Origin of the sequence: Sinorhizobium prairiense, assembly GCF_029201645.2 — a bacterium.
Taxonomy (GTDB): domain Bacteria; phylum Pseudomonadota; class Alphaproteobacteria; order Rhizobiales; family Rhizobiaceae; genus Sinorhizobium; species Sinorhizobium meliloti_A.
Map to the genome: position 1 here is coordinate 928,452 of NZ_CP104133.1, position 15,596 is coordinate 944,047.

General features: G+C 63.3%; 11 protein-coding genes and 2 pseudogenes. 2 read left to right on the forward strand and 11 right to left on the reverse strand.

The window, feature by feature from the left end; all coding sequences use genetic code 11:
• Positions 1 to 6 precede the first annotated feature (6 nt).
• The 11 genes and pseudogenes from N0Q91_RS27655 to N0Q91_RS27705 all read right to left on the reverse strand — a co-directional run bounded on the left by N0Q91_RS27655 (position 7) and on the right by N0Q91_RS27705 (position 12,049).
• Complete coding sequence (locus N0Q91_RS27655; protein WP_275598749.1) at positions 7 to 1,392, reverse strand: aspartate aminotransferase family protein; 1,386 nt, start codon at positions 1,390 to 1,392, stop codon at positions 7 to 9.
• A 30-nt stretch (positions 1,393 to 1,422) separates the two neighbouring features.
• Complete coding sequence (locus N0Q91_RS27660; protein ID WP_275598750.1) at positions 1,423 to 2,472, reverse strand: ABC transporter ATP-binding protein; 1,050 nt, start codon at positions 2,470 to 2,472, stop codon at positions 1,423 to 1,425.
• 15 nt (positions 2,473 to 2,487) lie between these two features.
• Positions 2,488 to 3,318 carry an ABC transporter permease gene (locus N0Q91_RS27665; RefSeq protein WP_275598751.1) on the reverse strand — a complete coding sequence of 277 codons (831 nt, stop codon included), beginning with the start codon at positions 3,316 to 3,318 and terminating at the stop codon, positions 2,488 to 2,490.
• Positions 3,315 to 4,165: pseudogene (locus tag N0Q91_RS27670) on the reverse strand (ABC transporter permease). The gene N0Q91_RS27665 and the pseudogene N0Q91_RS27670 overlap by 4 nt, the downstream one beginning before the upstream one ends.
• Before the next feature lie 126 nt (positions 4,166 to 4,291).
• Positions 4,292 to 5,365: an extracellular solute-binding protein gene (locus N0Q91_RS27675; RefSeq protein WP_275598752.1), complete on the reverse strand. Its 1,074-nt coding sequence runs from the start codon at positions 5,363 to 5,365 to the stop codon at positions 4,292 to 4,294.
• Positions 5,366 to 5,469: 104 nt separating this feature from the next.
• Positions 5,470 to 6,441, reverse strand: coding sequence for a membrane dipeptidase (locus tag N0Q91_RS27680; protein WP_100672384.1), 972 nt, complete (start codon positions 6,439 to 6,441; stop codon positions 5,470 to 5,472).
• A 12-nt stretch (positions 6,442 to 6,453) separates the two neighbouring features.
• Positions 6,454 to 7,181: pseudogene (locus N0Q91_RS27685) on the reverse strand (hypothetical protein).
• Positions 7,178 to 8,914: a hypothetical protein gene (locus tag N0Q91_RS27690; RefSeq protein ID WP_275598754.1), complete on the reverse strand. Its 1,737-nt coding sequence runs from the start codon at positions 8,912 to 8,914 to the stop codon at positions 7,178 to 7,180. Before N0Q91_RS27690 ends, N0Q91_RS27685 begins: the two are co-directional and overlap by 4 nt.
• Before the next feature lies 1 nt (position 8,915).
• Positions 8,916 to 9,635: an IclR family transcriptional regulator gene (locus tag N0Q91_RS27695; protein ID WP_275598755.1), complete on the reverse strand. Its 720-nt coding sequence runs from the start codon at positions 9,633 to 9,635 to the stop codon at positions 8,916 to 8,918.
• Between the two features lie 391 nt (positions 9,636 to 10,026).
• Complete coding sequence (locus tag N0Q91_RS27700; protein ID WP_275598756.1) at positions 10,027 to 11,007, reverse strand: NADPH:quinone reductase; 981 nt, start codon at positions 11,005 to 11,007, stop codon at positions 10,027 to 10,029.
• Between the two features lie 16 nt (positions 11,008 to 11,023).
• Entirely contained in the window at positions 11,024 to 12,049 is a 1,026-nt protein-coding gene (locus N0Q91_RS27705; protein ID WP_275598757.1) for a sensor domain-containing diguanylate cyclase, read from the reverse strand.
• Between the two features lie 321 nt (positions 12,050 to 12,370).
• On the opposite strand from N0Q91_RS27705, the gene N0Q91_RS27710 reads away from it, so the two are divergent.
• The gene (locus N0Q91_RS27710; protein ID WP_275598758.1) at positions 12,371 to 13,603 is read left to right on the forward strand and encodes an HlyD family secretion protein; all 1,233 of its coding nucleotides are present in this window, start codon (positions 12,371 to 12,373) and stop codon (positions 13,601 to 13,603) included.
• Positions 13,585 to 15,579, forward strand: coding sequence for a glycosyltransferase (locus tag N0Q91_RS27715; RefSeq protein ID WP_275598759.1), 1,995 nt, complete (start codon positions 13,585 to 13,587; stop codon positions 15,577 to 15,579). The genes N0Q91_RS27710 and N0Q91_RS27715 overlap by 19 nt, the downstream gene beginning before the upstream one ends.
• Positions 15,580 to 15,596 lie beyond the last annotated feature (17 nt).

Below are 15,596 nucleotides of genomic sequence, written 5' to 3' on the forward strand. Positions count from 1 at the left end.
CTTCCCTCAGGCGACATGTCCCTCGGCGCGTGCCCAGGCCAGCGTATCGTCAAGCGCCAGCCCCATGCGCGTCATCAGGTCGTAGATCTGCTCGTCATCGATGATCATCGCGGGGCAGAGGCTCACCATGTCGCCGAGGCCGCGTGTCAGGACGCCGCGGGCGGTCGCGAACTTGCCGGCCTGGTTTGCCACCTGCAGGGCGGGCGCAAAATTCTCCTTGGTCGCTTTGTCCTTGACGAATTCGAGACCGGCAACGAGACCGACGCCGCGCGCTTCTCCGATCAGCGGGTGCTCGCCGAGCTTACGCACACGTTCCTGGAAGGCGGGGGCGACGGAGCGCACATGGCCGACGATGTCGATTTCCTCGTAGATCGTCAGCGCTTCCAGCGCCACGGCGGCTGCAACCGGATGGCCGCCATAGGTGAAACCGTGCGAGAAGGTGCCGATCTTCCGGCTCTGGTCCACCAGTGCGTCCGCGATCGTCTCGTTGATCATCAGGGCGGAGATCGGCATATAGGCCGCCGACAGCTGCTTGGCGCAGCTGATCATGTCCGGCTTGAGCCCGTAGGTTTCCGAGCCGAACATGTTGCCCGTGCGGCCAAAGCCGCAGATCACCTCGTCGGCGACGAGCAGGATATCGTATTTGCGGAGGACCGCCTGGACCTTTTCGAAATAGCCTTTCGGCGGGGTGATGACGCCGCCCGAGACCATGACGGGCTCGGCGAAGAAGGCGGCGATCGTTTCCGGACCCTCTTCGAGGATCATCGCTTCGAGGTTGTCGGCCATGCGCGTGGCGAAGTCTTCCTCCGTCTCCCCGATCTCGGCGAAGCGCCAGTAGTGCGGGCAATCGGTATGGAGAATGTTGGCGATCGGCAGGTCGAAATCGCGGTGATTGAACGGCAGACCGGTGAGGCTCGCGGTTGCTACGGTGACGCCGTGATAGGCCTTGCGGCGCGAGATGATCTTCTTCTTCCCGGGACGCCCGAGAGCGTTGTTGTAGTACCAGATGAGCTTGATCGCCGTGTCGTTCGCTTCCGACCCGGAGCCGGCGAAGAACACCTTCGACATCGGGACCGGCGCGATCGCCACGAGCTTCTCCGCCAGCCTGATGCCCGGCTCCGTCGATTTGTGCGCGAAGGAGTGATAGAAGGGCATCGTCTTGAGCTGTCGCGTCGCGGCCTCCACGAGGCGCTGCTCGCTGAAGCCGAGACCGGCGCAGAACAGGCCCGCCAATCCCTCGATGTAGCGTTTTCCTTCGTCGTCGACGACATAGATGCCGTCGCCGCCGGTGATCACGTGCGGCCCGGTTTCCTGATGCACGGCCAGGTTCGTGTAGGGGTGGACGAGGCTCTGCTTGTCGAGAGCGTGGAGGGAATTCGGACGGTCGTTCATGTGCGGCTCCATCGGCAACCGGAGTTCGGATCAGGCGATGACGTGGACATCCTCGGCGCGCCAGGTCACGTGGCATTCGGAAATGCCCTCGATCCTGCGCGCATCGGCGCCGGGGACCCGCATGCGGATTGGCTGCGTGCCGAGCTTCCCGATGACGAGCAGGTTGTCGCCGTAGTTGATCGTGCTGTCGATCTTCAGCGGCTGGCGTCCGCCCTGTGAGGTTTCGGCGATGCGGATCATTTCAGGTCTGAGCAGCAGATCGGCCCGCCGGTTGCGCTCCGCTTGCCTGCTCCGCGCCTCGACAATGCCGACCGGCGTGTCGAATCTTCCGTCGCCGAGCGACGAGCCCTCGATGAGGTTGCTGTCACCGATGAAGGATGCGACGAAGCGGGTCTTCGGCGCGCGGTAGATCTCGTTCGGCGTGCCGACCTGTTCGATCCGGCCCTGATTGAAGACGGCGATCCGGTCTGACATGGTCATGGCCTCCGACTGGTCGTGGGTGACGTAGACCATGGTGACGCCGAGGTCCTTGTGGATGCGCTTCAATTCCACCTGCATATGTTCGCGCAGTGCCTTGTCGAGCGCGCCGAGCGGCTCGTCGAGCAGAATGATGTCCGGTTCGAAGACAAGAGCACGGGCAAGCGCCACGCGCTGCTGTTGGCCGCCGGAAAGCTCGGAGGGCTCTCGCGTTTCGAAACCCTGAAGCCCGACCTTGGCCAGTGCCTCGCGGGAACGGCGCTCCTTGTCTTGCTTGGCGACGCCGCGCATGCGCAGGGGGAAGCCCACATTGTCGGCGACCGTCATGTGCGGGAAGAGCGCATAGTTCTGGAACACCATGCCGATATTGCGCCTGTGCGGCGGCAGGTTGTCGATTGCGCGCTCGCCGAGCCGGATCTCGCCGCTGGTCGGACGCTGGAAACCGGCGATCATCATCAGCGTCGTCGTCTTGCCGGAGCCGGACGGGCCGAGGAAGGAGACGAACTCGCCGGCCTTGATGTCGAGCGAAACGTCGTCGGCAGCCATATGCCTGCCGTCATAGGACTTTGTAACGTTGCGAAGGGTGAGGGAACGGGCATTCATGGCTTTGCTCCAAAATCAGGATGCTGCGGCGGCCGGCTCGACGGCGCCGTTGCCGTCCGTCTGGTCCAGCACGCGGGTGCGGCGGCGCACGAGTTGCGGCGCAAGCCAGATGCAGACGCCGGCGAGAACGAGCAGGAACAGGAAGGACGAGGCGGCCGAAATTGTCGGATCCGCCTCCTGGCGGACGGCGTTGAACATCTGGCGCGGCAAGGTCGCCTTGTCGCGGCCGGAGATGAAGAGGGCGATGACGGCCTCATCGAAGGATGCGATGAAGGCGAAGAGCCCGGCGACGGTGAAGGCCGGCCGCAGGATCGGAAAGGTGATAAGCCGGAAGGTCGTGAGCGGCGAAGCCCCCAGATTCATCGCGGCGCGTTCCACCGAGCGGTCGAAGCCCTTGAGCGCCGCCGTCAGGATCAGCGTCGACATCGGCAGGGCGATGCAGCTATGGGCGAGGATCACGCCGAGATAGCTCTGAACCAGCCGGAGCTGCCCGAAATAGATGTAGTAGCCGAGCGCCATGACGATGGTGGGCACGATCATCGGCAGCATGATCAGAAGGTTGAAGACCGTGCGCCCGATGAACACGTGCCGCACCAGGGCGAAAGAGGCCGGAACGGCGACGAGCATCGTCACGCAGACCGTGCCGAGGCCGATCAGCAGGCTGTTGGTCAGCGGCTGCGTCCAGTTCGGGTCGGAGAAGAAGTTGACGTAGTTCTGAAGCGTATAGCCGGGCGGCGGGAAGGCGAGCGATGCCGCCGAGCTGAAGGACATCGGAATGACGATGAACATCGGCGCCGCGACGAAGGCGGCGATCAGAATTGCCAGAGAACGTACCCAGAGGCTCATCGGTCACCTCCTGCCCAAAGGCGGTCGAGACCGAAGAAGCGGTTGTAGAGCGCATAGACCGCGAGCGTCAGCGCCAACAGCACGATCGAAATCGCCGAGCCGAGGCCGAAGTCGAGGGTCTGCTCGATCTGGTCTCCGATGATGCCGGCGATCATCTGGTCGCGTGGGCTCCCGAGCAGGACGGGCATGACGTAGAAGCCGAGGCAGGTGATGAAGACGAGGGTGCAGCCGTTGACGATGCCGGGCGCGCTCAGCGGCAGATAGACGGAGACGAAGGCGCGAAGCGGGTGCGCGCCGAGGTTTTCCGCAGCGCGGACATAGAGCGGGTCGATCCGTTTCATCACGGCGAAGAGCGACATGGTCATGAAGGGAATAAGGGCGTGGGTCATGGCGAGCGTTGCGCTGAAGGTGGTGAACAGGATCTTCGGCGCGGGTCCCAACCGAACCATGAGAGGAGCGCCGTCACCGGCCCCTGATTGCCGAGGATGACCATCCAGGCATAGGTGCGCACCAGATAGCTGGTCCAGAACGAGAGGGCGACGACCGTCAACAGGAAAGTCGCAAAGCGCTTCGAGCCGTTCGCCGCGGCATAGGCGAGCGGATAGGCGAAGAGAAGGCTCAGCAGCGTTACCAGGAGCGCCGTCTTGAACGTGTTGTAGAGGACCGAGGCGAACAGACTGGAATTCAGCAGCCGGCCGAAATTCTGCAATCCGATCACGGGCTGCGACACGCTCATCCAGACCACATAGCCAAGCGGAACGAGAAAGAAGAGCGCAAGGAAGATCACCGCCGGAGCCATCAGCGGCATGGGCCCTTCCACGAGGATCGGGGACGTCCGGAGTTTCATGACATTGCTCCTTTACCCTCGGATAGGGTCTCCGTCGCGGACGGCGGGTACCGGCGCAGGCATCGCCGGCACCCTATCCGATGCATTGCATTTTCCGGCCGCACTTACCGGGACCGGAAGCGCAGCTTAGATGCCGACCCAGCTTTCGAAGCGGGTGGACAGCTCGTCGAGTTGGGGCAGCAGCTTCGCCCCGTCCAGCATGACGGCCCGGGCCAGATGCTCCGGATGGGTCGGCATTCTGGCCGCGACCTCGGTGGGAATGAAATCGAAGGATTTCGGGTTCATCGGGCCGTTCTGGTCGGCGATGCAGAACTTCGCGAGCCCCTCCGCGTTCTGGCCGATATGGCTGATCAGCTTGAAGCCGTTTTCGGCGCGCGGGCTGTCCTTGGCGACGATCCAGCAGGCCTTGTCGACGACGGCCTGGTCCCAGACGATCTCGATCGGATCCTTCGATGCCTCCTTGGCGCCGAAGGCGTCGCTGTCCCAGAGGCCTGCCATGTCCACCTCGCCGTCGGTCAGTATCTGTCGCGCCTGTGGCCCGGCGGTCCACCAGACGCGGACGTGGTCCTTGATCCGGTCGAGCGAGGCGAAAGCGCGGTCGAGGTCATAGGGAAAGAGCTGGTCGGCCGGAACGCCGTCGGCTAGCAGCGCGATCGCCAGGACGCGGGCGGCGTGACGCTGCAGACTGCGGTTGCCCGGAAACTTCTCGGCATTGAAGAAGTCGGACCAGCTCTTCAACCCTTCCGGGAATTTCGCGGCATTGTAGGCCATCTGCGTGGCAAAGCCATGCGTCGACAGCCCGTTTTGGTAGATGGCGCCCTCCCAAAGCTTGGAGGTGTCGACGTGACCTTCCAGCGCCTCGAGGAGGCCAGCGCCATTGGCGCGCGCGACATCGGCGACGCCGAGCGTGGTCACGTCGAATTCGTAGACGCCCGTGGTCTTCTGCGCAGCGAGCTTGGCGAAGGATATCGGCGAGACGGTCCGGATCTCTATTCCCGTATCCGCCGTGAAGGGTTCGAACAGGAACTTTTTGACCGATGCCTCCCAGTCGCCGCCCCAGGTGTTTACGTAGAGGACGTTTTCCTCCGCGCTGGCGCGCCGGATGTAGGGGGAGGCCAGCATTGCGGCCCCGAAAAGACCGGCGCCGAGAACGGTACGTCGCGACAGCGGCGTGGCTGATGCTTTCTTGAACATTTCCATTCGTGGTTCTCCTTGATGTCGAATGGTCGTCTGTCTGCTATTCCCGTGGCCGCTCGCCCAAAGCGGCGGCTCTTCTTGTTCTTTGAATCGGTTTTTGGATCCGGTCAGTCCGGGCGGAAGACCTCCGCGTAGAGGCGGAGCCAGTTGCCGCGGAGGATCTTGTTCGCCTCCTCCTGATTGAAACCGGCGCGCAGCAGGGCCGGGGCGACGTCCTGCAGGTTCTGCGGCTTGAGCAGCCATTCCGGTTTCGCCACGGCTCCGGGCCGCTGAGGCGAGCCGGCACCGTACTGGACCGAGCGGGTCCAGCGGCCCTTGCGCATCCAGTCGTAGTCGCGTGGGGTGTGGTTATGCGAAATGTCGGTGCCGATGCCGACATGGTCGATGCCGGCGATGTCGACGGTGCGGGCAACCATCTCGCACCAGCCGTCGACGGTGGCGCAGGCAGCGTCGGGCGTGATGTTGCGATAGGCGACGCAGCCGATGACGCCGCCGCGCTCGGAAAGGGCTTTGATCACCTTGTCGGACTTATTGCGCTTATGCGCGAAGAGCGAAGCGGCATTGGCATGGGTGATCGCCACGGGCTTCTCCGACCACTCGATCGTGTCGAGGGTGGTCCGGTCGCCGACATGGGAAAGATCGACCAGCATGCCGACGCGGTTCATTTCCCGCACGACATCGCGGCCGAAGCGGGCAAGCCCGCTGTCGTTTTCCTCGTAGCAGGAGCCGCCGAGCTCGTTCTGGTTATTGTAGGTCAGTTGCACGACGCGCACGCCGAGTTCGGCGAAAAACTCGACGAATGCGATGCGGTCCTCGAAGAGGTTGGAATTCTGGTAGCCGAGCACCACCGCCAGCTTTCCCTCCCTTTCGGCGCGCTCGATATCGGCGGCCGTTCTGGCGATAAGGATGAGGTCGGCGTTGTCACGCTCCAGGTCTCGCCAGCGGGCAAGCGAGTCGAGAGACTCCATCGTCCCTTCCCAGAAACCGAGCGTCGGCGTCACCGCGCTGTAGCCGCCCTGCCTCAGCGCCTCGAAGGACTCGCGGTTGAAATGACCGCATTGAAGTGCATCGATGATCATGGTCGTTCCATCTCAGTTATTGATTGCCGTCGTGCCGTGGTCCGCGGCGCCGGCGATGAGCAGGGACAGGTCCGTCTCGTCCTCGTCCTGCCGACCGATGACCTTGCCGTCGGCCTCGACGATGATCGGCCCGGCGTGGCGGCGCGACAGGTAGGAATCGGGCGCGAGCGCTTCGGCGGACCGGTGGAACAGCTGCCACCAGAGAGCCGCATCGACGGTCAGCCCGTCGCGCCTGATTCTTCGAGAACCGTGGCATCCATTGCCTTCGGGGCGGGCGAGACGACGATCTCGGCAGAGCCGGCGGTCTCGTCGATCGCGACCTCGGCCTGCAGTCCAAAACGCTGCGCAAGAGCCTCGACGATCCTCAGTTCGCCGATCTCGGTGGCGTTACGGACCTCGACCGCCCCCGAGCCCTGCGTGCGCAGACGCTCCGCTGCGAGATCGAGCACCGCATCGGCGGCGATCCATGTGTGCTGCCCGCCGCAGTCGACAATGAGGCGCTCGGCGTCCGCTGTTAGGCTCAGCGCATGCGGATTTGCCGATCGCACCGCCTCGAGGTTGTGAGCCAGCCGGGCGAAGCCGCCGAGGCCGAGCGCTGCGGAATAAAGTGCGCAATCCCTTAGCGAGGGTACGAGACCCGCATCGAGCCGCGTGACCTGTATCAGCCGCTCGAAGACCATTCGCAGTTCGCGAAGGCTTACGGTGAGGGTCGAAGGAAGGTTGGACTGGCGGGAACTCATAGGCACGGCTCCGAAGGGTAGAACCACAGGTCGTCGGCGCTGCCGGCAGCAATGTCCTCCGGAACGGGCGCGCCGTGGAACAGAACGCCGCGCAGGTTGCGGTCGAGAAAATCGCGGGTCTTGTCGATGCCGTGGATGCCGACATTGAGAAGGCGGGTGATATGGGCGGGGGTGAAGGCCCCGCTCATGATGTCGGCATGCGGCGAGTGGAGGCCGGTGCCGGCAAGCGCCTGCACGCGCGTGGCGATCGCCCGGTGTTCGGGATGCGCAAGCAGGAAGCGGGCCGTGCTGAGGGTCAGATCGGCGGCAGCGAGGTCGCGGTCGAGGGCAACCACGAGCCGTGGCAGGTCGAGGCCGAGATTGACGACATTCTCGCCGACTTCCGCAGCGGGGCCGCGGCGCGGCTCCTCGGCGGAAACCGATTTGTACCAGACGTATCGCTTTCCGGGCTCGATATCGAGATCGAGTCCGAAAGCCCAGGCGTAGTCATTTCTCAGGATCTCGCGCAGCCGGGCGACCGGCATTTCCGGCCGGCCCGTCAGCTCTTCATCGATGACCAGACCTTCCACAAGCTGGTCGGCCTCTTCGCCAACGAGCTCTATGAGGAGGGAATGGAGGGTTTCCATGGCTTCCGCATGGACGCGGCACTCGAGGGATGCAGCAAGCTCGGCAAAGGGCTCGCTTTCGAAGCGGCTGCCGCTCTGCCAGCGGGTAAGCAAATTCGCAACGGCGTCGCGGATCACGCCGAGTTCCCGCGCCACGACCTCGGAGCGCGTGACGTTCTCGTACTGCACGCGGTCCTCGGACCGGAAGGTGATCGCTTTATCGACAAGGCTCAGCAGCTTGGCGATCTCCGAGCCTGCTTCGTCCGGCGTGAGCGCCTTGGCGCGCGCGATCGCCTCCTCGCGGATGAAGAGCCAGCGCTCGATCAGGCGCGGGTGGTTGTTGACGAAGAGCATCAGGCCAAGCGCCGAGCCGTTGCCGACCCCGAGGAAGCGGCGGAGCTCGATCGCCATCTGCGGGGCTGCAGGGGCTTCAAGCCGGACGAGATGGGCAAGGAGATCCTGGGCAAAGACGCGCATCATATAGGCGCAGAGCATCTGGGCGGCGAGCGACCAGCGGAGCGGGTGATCGCCCCCATAGGCGAGGAAGGACTTGGTCCCGAAGGTACCGTTGCCGTCGAGGCCGGTATTGCGCATCAGATAGCAGGTCTGAGCGAGCTCGGCGACGTTGGGCTGGCGGCCGGCCTGGAGCGCAGCCTTCGCGCCTTCGAAGAACCGGCCGCTGCGGTTGGAGCGGCACCAGATCAGCGTTCCTGGCGTGGCGCGGCCCTCATAGAGCTTCGGAAGCTCGGTTCGGGTCGTTTCGAAATCCCGCTCGCTCATGTCGCCTTCGACCAGAGCGCCCATCATATCCCAGGCCCGGCCGATGATGCGGCCCGTACGGCCGTGCGGCGAGGGCTCGAATGAATAGACGGGAAAGCTGAAGCGCCAGCCGCCGATGTCGATGCGGTATTCGGCGACGCCGTTGCCCTTGGCGTCGATGTCGAAGCGCTTGCACAGGATCTGCCAGCGCTGACCGACGGCGCGGCTCATCAGCGCGCGCGATGCGCTGATGCGCGACGGCTGGATGGCGGCGAGCCTTTCCGGCTTCATGATGTCGGCCGGCGAACGCATCAGCCGCGCGATGCGGTGAGCCTCCGACTCCGGCGCGGGTTTCTTCAGGGCGCTCATTTCATTGTTCTCCTCGCAGGCGCGCGGCGCTTGCCGCCGCGGCTGCGACGACGATCCGGGCGCACTTGTCAGTGTCGAAACCTGTGAACGGGCCGGAAAGCGCGAGCGCGCCGATGCATTCGTTCTGCGCATCGATGATCGGGGCGGCGACGGCCGATACGGTCCGTGGCCCTTCGACCTCCGAAATGGCGTAGCCGCACCGGCGCACCTCGGCGACGATCTGGTCATCCGGCAGTTCGACGCCCTGCGCCCGTAGCCGGTCGACTATTTCCGGACGCGAGAACGATACGAGCACCCGGCCGAAGGCGGTGCGATCGAGACGGAGCTGCGTTCCGATCCGAAGGTCCGCGCGAAGAACGCCTCGCGACTCCACCCGCCGAACGATGACCGCGGATTTTCCGTCGAGAACGGCGAGCGAGGCGGTCTCACCACTCTGAGTGACCATCTCTTCCAGAACGCCTGCAAAGCGCGCGCCGAGATTGGATTGTTCGAGCGCCATTGCCGCATGCCCGACGATGCGAAGCGTCAAACGATACCGGCCGTCGGGCGTCTGCTCGATCCATCCGGCTTCCACGAGGGTAACGAGGCGCTGATGGGCCGCACCCCGCGCTTCGCCAAGTTGGCGCGCGATATCGACGAGGCGCAGCGGCTCCGGTGCAGCGGCGATGCACTCGAACGCTGCGAGGGTCTTGAGCACCGATGATAAGGGTCGAACCGACATTTTAAAAAATTCCACAGAGCCTATTGTCTTCTAATAGAAGACAGCGTATATATATGTTGGACATAGATTCGCCCTCTGTCAACTTCGTTCTGCGCGATCGACGTGGATTTTTTCCGCGCCGAGTCGGCGCTCGCTTCCTGAAAAGAAAAACCGAAGGACTTCAGCGGCTTGCAGCGTCAGGCTTGCATCGCCACCGACGAAGCCATGTCGCGCCCGTGCTCGATTGCCGGGCCGCGAACTCAATGCGCCACATTTTCAGGAATTGCAGGCGAGAGGCTTTTAGAACACTTCCACGATTGTACGTGTGAGCCGAACGGTTCGAACGTCGGCCCCGATACGGACGCACCACCCGGCCTCCGGGGCCGCGGTTTTCATCGGGCCTTGCCGCGGCCTACCGAGCGAGAGAAACGACGACGTTGCCGACCGGTTTCCCGCTCTCGACCGCCTCGTGGGCTGCGGCGATGTCGTCCAGCGCGAATGTTTCGGCGATATGATGTCTGAGAAGCCCGGATGCCAGCTGCCCTTGCAGCGCGCCGACGGTCTGCTCGCGCACTTCCGGCGACATCTCATAGACGATGAAGAACCGCGCCGCAGCGCCGGCGAGGATCATCGGAAAGAACTCGAATGAGATTTCCGGCTTGCTGGAGCCGTATATTACGCAAAGCCCGTCCCGCGCTATGATGCCTGGCAGCATCTCGACATTCGTGGCGGCGTCCACCTCTATGACTCGGTCGACGCCGCGCCCGTTGGTGATGCCCCCTATCCGGTCGACGACATCTTCCGTTTTATAGTTGATCGTGTGGTCGGCTCCCAGCCGCGTGCAGATTTCGGCCTTTCCCGACGAACTGACGGTCGTGACGATGCGCGCCGCGCCATAAAGCCTGGCGAACTGAACGGCGTAAGCGCCGACTGCGCCCGCACCGCCGGTGACCAGCACGGTTTTTCCAAATACGGCTCCGTCCGTGGTCACCGCGCGAAGTGCCGTCAGCGCTGGAATGCCGAGGCAGGCGCCCTCCTCGAAAGATACGTTATCGGGCAGGTGAACCGCCTGATCCTGCGGAAGGACCACATATTCGGCAGCCGTACCGTTCGAACGCCGCCAGGCGGCATTCCAGGTCCATACCCGCTCGCCGATGCGCTCGCCTGCGACGCCCGTTCCCACGGCGTCGATAAAGCCCGCGCCATCACTGTGCGGGATCATTCTCCCGGCAATGAGGGGCCGTCCCGCCCTGGCCTTCACGTCGGACGGATTGACGCCGGACGCATGTATGCGGACGCGGACCTCTCCGGGGCCGGGGATAGGCTCGGGAAGGCTGCCAACCTCCAGGACATCGCGGGCGGCGCCATTCTTCTCGTACCATGCAGCTCTCATTGTCGTTGCCTTTCCGTCAGGCGTCGAGGACGACGAAACGGTCGCGACCGTCACGCTTTGCCGCGTAGAGAGCCCTGTCGCAGCTGTTCAGCAGCTCCGCTCGTTGCTGCCCGTTCGACGGGGCGAGGGCGCCGCCGATGCTGATGCGTGCGAGGACCGCCTTGCCGTCTACCTGGAAGGGTTCGCGAAAGGCTGCGACCAGCCGCTGCGAAACCGCTGCGAGCGCCGGCGCATTGGGCGGATTTGGAATGAAAACGGCGAATTCGTCGCCGCCCATGCGGATCGCGATGTCGCCTGCTCTGATGACCGAGCGAATCCGGTTGGCGGCCTCGTACAGAACCTCGTCGCCGGCGTGATGGCCAAGCTCGTCGTTGATCGCCTTGAATCCATCCATGTCGAGATAAAGAGCCCCGAAGGTCTGACCCGCCGCAATCGCGTGGTGGAGAGCCCCGTCGACGATAGACGAGAGGGCCGAGCGGTTGAACAGGCCCGTCAACGGATCGGTGATGGCCGCATTCTGTAATTGGTTATGGGCGAGGCCCATGACGAGATTCGCCTTCTGCAGGCTCAAAAGCGCACTGGCGACCGCCGCAAATCGGCGCAGGTTCTGCGCCTGCTCGTCGGAAAGATCCCTGGGCCGGCCATCGAGGATGCAGAAGCTGCCGACGGGCAGGTTCTCGAGATAGACGGGCGCGCCGGCGTAAAACCGGAAGTGCGGGCTTCCGACCACATACGGTCTCGTTTTCAGTTCACGGTCTTCCGCCAGATCCGGGATAATGAGGAGTTCGTCCGCGAAGACGACCCGCGTGCATATGGACATCTCGCGCGAGCATTCGCCGATCCTCAAGCCCGCCTGACCGGCGATCCGCTGCCAGTCTTCGTCGATGATGTTTATGGCGGCGTAGGAAACGTCGAAGATGCCCTTGGCAAGCTCGGCCAGGGTTGCGAGTTCGGGCGTGGGAGCGCTGCCGATTGAATTGAGCGAACGGACTGCGAGCAACCTTTGACGCTCGTTCGTGGGGATTCGTACGGCTTGTCCCATTTCTGTCTCCGTCGTTCGTGAAAGAAGGCGATCCGGGCGACCCGTCCCTTGTTAGGGGAAGCCCGGCGGCGTTCCGACCTATCGCAAAAAAACGTCGGCGCGCTATCCTTAAACCTTAGAGTAATGCGGGCACTCTCCGTCACTCGCCGAAGTTTTGCGCAGTTCACCACGGAAACATGCAAATTTGAGGGTTGCTCAGCAAAGAATACCATTCAATCGTGACGGGATGCGGCGAGGCGGACTTGAGTTCGGGCGCGGCGTCGCGAGAAGAGTTGCAGCAGCGTATCAGCCGAACCGGCTGACCCCAGTGAGTAATTTGACATGATCCTCAATCATCGGCTCACACGTATTACCGTCGGCATCCTCCTCCTGGCGCTTGCAATTGCCGTCCTGCTGCCCGGGTTGACTGGCTACAGCAGCCTGGATGGGACGGTAAACGCACGCCTTGCCGTGATAAATGCGCCGATCGACGGCGAGATCGAGAAACCGGCGCCTCGGATCGGAACGCCGGTGGCAGAGGGTGAAACGCTCGCGACGATCCGTAACCAGCGTGTCAACAGAGCGATCCTGGCGTCGCTGCGCACCGATCATCGAACCGCCGTCGAGCGCGTTGCGGCGCTGCGGCGGGAGCGGGATGAACTCGCGCGATTGCGGGATGATCTTGCCGGGCGGCTCGACATCTTCAGGAACGCGACCATCGCCAGCCTGGAGCGCGAGGTTCAGATCCTGCAGAAGAGGGTCGAAGTGTCGCGCGCGCAGGACGTCGTGGCGAGGGTCGACCTCGTCCGGCGGCAGGACCTCGAGGCCAAGGGGATATTCACCCGCAAGATGGTGGAGGCGGCGGAAGCCGCCGGTGCGGCCGCCGGCGGCGAACTCGAGATCAGCAATTTGACCGTGGAATTGCTGCAGCAACGCCTCAAAGCCGTGCGTCAGGGCATATTCATCGTCGGCGACGGCCAGAACGACGTGCCTTATTCCAGGCAGCGCCAGGACGAGGTGATCGTCCGCATCCACGATCTCAATACGCGGATCGCGGAGAACGAGGCACGGGCAAAACAGACGGACCAGCAGATAGCCGAGGAGGAGAGGCGGGTTCTCAGTCTCGAAGCCGCGACGATTCCGTCGCCCTTCGATGGCGTCGTGTGGAGCCGCAACGTGGTCAGCGGTTCCAATGTCGTTCTGAACAACGAGATGATGCGCATCCTCGACTGCCGCGAGCTGTTCGTCGACATTCTGGTTCCTGAAGTCGATTATGACGAGATCTATCCCGGCCGCGAGGCGGAGGTCCGGCTCTTCGGTCGCGGAGATGTCTTCCAAGGCCGCGTGCAGGCAGTCAAGGGATCGTCCGCGGTCGCGGAAAAGGACACGCTGGCCGCCAACGAGCCGGAGACAGAGGAGCGAAATGCCCGCATCCGCGTCACGCTCGCTCCGTCGGCACTCAACACCGATTTCGCGAATTTCTGTCAGGTCGGGCGAACGGCCCAGGTCCGTTTCTCCAAGCGCAGCCTTCACCTGGCCCAGTGGGTTCAAAGCTTGTGGTTCAGTCTCTTCTAGCGCTGGCGCCGACCTTACTCGTCATCGCCTTTTTTCTCCTCGGGCCTTTCAACTGGCCGCGCCACAGGAGCTGGTCGCGCGCGGTCACCTGCGCGGTCGTCGCTGCCTTCGCGCTGCGTTACCTGATCTGGCGGTTCACCGAAACCGTTCTGCCCTATCCGAACGACGGTGCCAATTTCTATTGGGTCTGGTTCGTCTTCATCGTCGAGTTCCTCGCCTTTGCGGAGGTGGTGCTCTTCCTCATCCTGATGAGCCGCTACGTCGACCGCAGTGCCGAGGGGGATCGGCTGGAGCGGCAGTTTTTTGAGCGGGATGAACGGGAACTTCCCACGGTCGACGTCTTCATACCAACCTATAATGAGCCGCTCGACGTACTGGAACGGACGATCGTCGGGGCGCTTGCGCTCGATCATCCCAAGGACAAGCTGAAGGTTTATGTGCTCGATGACGGCCGGCGCGACTGGCTCAGGACGTTCTGCGAGGGGCGCGGGGCGATCCATGTCACGCGCAGCGACAACGCGCATGCCAAGGCCGGCAACATGAACAACGGATTGCGCGTCAGCTCAGGCGATTTCATCGCCGTCTTCGATGCCGATTTCGTGCCCTATCGCAGTTTCCTCCGGCGCACCTTGCCTTTCTTCATGGACGACACGATCGGCATCGTGCAGACGCCGCAGCACTTCTTCAACGTCGATCCGATCCAGTCCAATCTCGGACTGGAGAACCTATGGCCCGATGAGCAACGCTTGTTTTTCGACGAGATCGCCCCCAGCCGCGACGGCTGGGACGTCAGCTTCTGCTGCGGCTCCTGTTCGATCGCAAGGCGCAAGGCCGTAGACGCCATCGGCGGATTTCCGACCGAGTCGATCACCGAGGACCTGCTAACGACGTTGTCGATGCTCAACAGGGGTTTCAAGACGCGCTATCTCAACGAGCGCCTTTCGATGGGTCTGGCGGCCGAGAATCTCACCGGCTATTTCGTCCAGCGCGAGCGCTGGTGCCAAGGCGGTATCCAGACGCTCTACCTGCACAACGGCCCCTTGCGCGGGCCGGGTCTCTCGCTCTTTCAGCGCGTCATGTTCCTGCCCATGTCGTGGCTGGTGCAATATCTGGTCCGCTTCATCGTGCTTCTCATTCCCATAATCTATCTGTGGTTCGGCGCCCTGCCGCTCTATTTCACGGATGTCGCCGACTATGTCTCGAACCAGGTGCCCCTGCTCGCGGCCTATTTCCTGCTGATGTTCTGGCTCACGCCGACGCGCTACCTTCCGGTGGTTTCCACCGCCGTCGGCACCTTCTCGACCTTCCGCATGCTGCCGACCGTCCTTTCGAGCCTGGTCAGGCCCTTCGGCAAGCCATTCAAGGTGACGCCGAAGGGCAGCAGCAACGAGGAGAACGTTTTCGACGCCTATACTTTCACCTGGATCGCCGCGTTCATCGTGGTTACCGCGCTGGGCCTCCTGATCAACATCGTTCCGGAGACGGCGCGGGTAGAGGGTTCGTTCTCGGCGATTGCTGCGCTTTGGTCGGGCATCAACATCGTGGTGCTGATCATCGCCTCGCTTATCTGCTTCGAGAAGCCGCGGCGCCTGCTGCAGGCGTTCAAGCTCGACGAGCCGGTGGATGTGGATGGCGTCGAAGGACGCCTCGTGAGCCTATCGCTCGACAAGGCGGTGGTGGCGGTTTCGACGGAAACGCGGTTCAAATCGACCAAGGTCAGGTTGAACATCGAAGGCTTCGCGCCGCTCGAAGCGGATCTGAAGCAGGTAACGCAGCGGCGCGGGGACATCACCCGCACCGGCGACAAGCAGCGTTACTACCTTCATCTTCACTACGACCTGCGTGGATTCGAGCGGGACAAGATGATCATCAAGCTCTACACCGGGCGCTACTCCCGGGACGTTCCGGATATCGACAAGATCGCGGTTTCGGTGAATTTGCTGTTGCGCGCTTTCGGTCGCACGCGAACCGCCTGATCAGCGGTTCTGCAGCC